The organism is Faecalibacterium longum (genome assembly GCF_040094125.1).
GTDB classification, from domain to species: domain Bacteria; phylum Bacillota; class Clostridia; order Oscillospirales; family Ruminococcaceae; genus Faecalibacterium; species Faecalibacterium longum.
Window position 1 is genome coordinate 1 of sequence record NZ_JBBNIH010000068.1, and the last position, 1,957, is coordinate 1,957.

Here is a 1,957-nt window from a genome sequence, read left to right on the forward strand (position 1 = left end):
TTGCCAATGTCAATCAGTTCATCCAGACGCTGCCGCAGATCTTCCATGTCGGCGGCGTAGACCTTGCCGCACTCGTTAGCACGCTTGGCGTACTGGTTCAGATTGTTGCTGCACATCTGCAAGAGATATGCCATGCGTTGCAGTTCTTTCAAGTCGAGGTGCAGGCAATAGCCGTCCAGTGCCATCTTGCGGATATAGGCACTCAGGCTTCGGATGCCCATACTGAGCATCTTTTCATAGATACGGTTCTTTTCAGTTTTGCTCAAGCGCAGGATGATGGTTTCATCCCGCTTTTCTTTCATCGTGCATCACCATCCTTGTCGTAGTAACTGCGGAAGGGCTTCACAGGCTCCGGCTTATCGGATTTTTCCTCCAACGCCGCCAGCACTGAAGGGCGGCGGGGTGCATCCTCGTCTGGTTCTTCCTCCTGTTCCGGCTCGTGGCTCTTTTCGTCCACGTCCAACTGGGCGTTCAGCTCTGCAAGCCGAGCGGACTTCTCTGCTAGTTCTTCCTCCTGTGGGAAGGGCTTTTCCACCTCAATCTGCGCCGCCGCCTGCTACTGATGCAGGGTAGCCAGCTCGTTCTCTGCGGCGGTGATGCGCTCCGGGAAGCTGTTCAGCGAATTATCCAGACGGATAATGTTGCCCAGCGGGTCGGTGCCCAAGGGCACCGTGTACTTCCGCTGCCCCTTCAAAAGTGCCTGATACTCACTGCGGAAGGTATCGAACCGCAGGGACAGTTCAAAGCCCCGGTAGCTTCCGATGACCTTTTCTTCGGCGTTGGGCAGTTCGGAACAAGCGAGGACCAGTCGCTCACCGGCGGTCTTTTTCTCGTCGTAGGTCACGCCCTTGATGGTCATGCCGCAGAAACCCTCTTGCACCTGCGGGTGGGCGGCGGCAAGCTGTGCATCGGCTTTCAGCCCGGCAATGTGGGCGTTCGTCTCCTGAATATCAGCCGGGAATTTGGTCAGCAGCTTGTCTTGCAGGCGGAATTTCTGGCTCTGGTGGTCGGCTTTCAGCACCTTCAGCTTTGCCACCTGCACATCCAAGTCCATCTTCTCTTTGATGAGCGGATTTCCGGCGCAAAGTGCCTTGATCTCCGCATAGGAAAGTGCCTGTTCGTCTACATCTTCGCAGGAGCGCACCGGGGATTTGGAAGTCATGATTTGGCTGATAAATCGCTGTTTGTTTTCCAAAGTTTGGAACAAATAACTGTCAAATGTCCCTTCCGTAACGTAATTGAACACCTTGACTTCCTTATTCATATTGCCCTGCCGGATGATACGACCGTTGCGCTGGGTCATGTCGCTGGGTTTCCAGCCAACATCCAGATGATGCACTGCCACAAGTCGGGATTGCACGTTGGTCCCGGCTCCCATTTTTGCTGTACTTCCGAGCAAAACTCGCACATCGCCGGAGCGCACTTTGGAGAACAATGCGGCCTTTTTGGTTTCGGTGTCGGCGTTGTGGATAAACTCGATCTCGTTTTCCGGCACACCGGCAGCAATCAGCTTTTTGCGAATGTCATCGTAGACGTTGAAATTGCCATCGTTCTTTGGTGTTGAGAGGTCGCAGAACAAAAGCTGTGTCAGCTTCTGATCTTTGCCCTCCTCCCAGATCTTCAACACGTTCTGCACACAGACGTTCAGCTTGCTGTTGGGGTCATCCGGCAGCATGGGGTTCATCAAGCGAACGTCCAAGCCGATTTTTCTGCCGTCGTTTGTGACGCAGAGCATATTGTCCACGGAGGCATCTACTGCACCGGAGTGGATTTCTGCAGCACGTTTGCTCAGTTCCTGCACCATTTCCTTTTGAATCTCCGAGGGTTTTGCCACCACGGTTTCAAACTTTGCTTCGGGCACAGGCAGATGAAGCTGGTCAGATGTTTTAATGTCCGCAACCTCCTTGAACATGGACATCAGTTCCGGGAGGTTGAAGAACTTGGCAAATCTCGTTCT

3 protein-coding genes are annotated in these 1,957 nt (G+C 53.6%); all 3 read right to left on the bottom strand.

Going from position 1 to position 1,957, the window contains the following annotated elements:
• Positions 1-302, bottom strand: a 302-nt coding sequence (locus AAAU26_RS01285; RefSeq protein ID WP_349180884.1) for a plasmid mobilization protein, incomplete at its 3' end; no start/stop codon positions are given.
• Positions 299-535: a hypothetical protein gene (locus tag AAAU26_RS14520; protein ID WP_431834267.1), complete on the bottom strand. Its 237-nt coding sequence runs from the start codon at positions 533-535 to the stop codon at positions 299-301. The genes AAAU26_RS14520 and AAAU26_RS01285, both read right to left, overlap by 4 nt.
• Before the next feature lie 21 nt (positions 536-556).
• The coding region (locus tag AAAU26_RS01290) for a helicase-related protein (RefSeq protein ID WP_431834268.1) at positions 557-1,957 on the bottom strand (1,401 nt) is incomplete at its 5' end.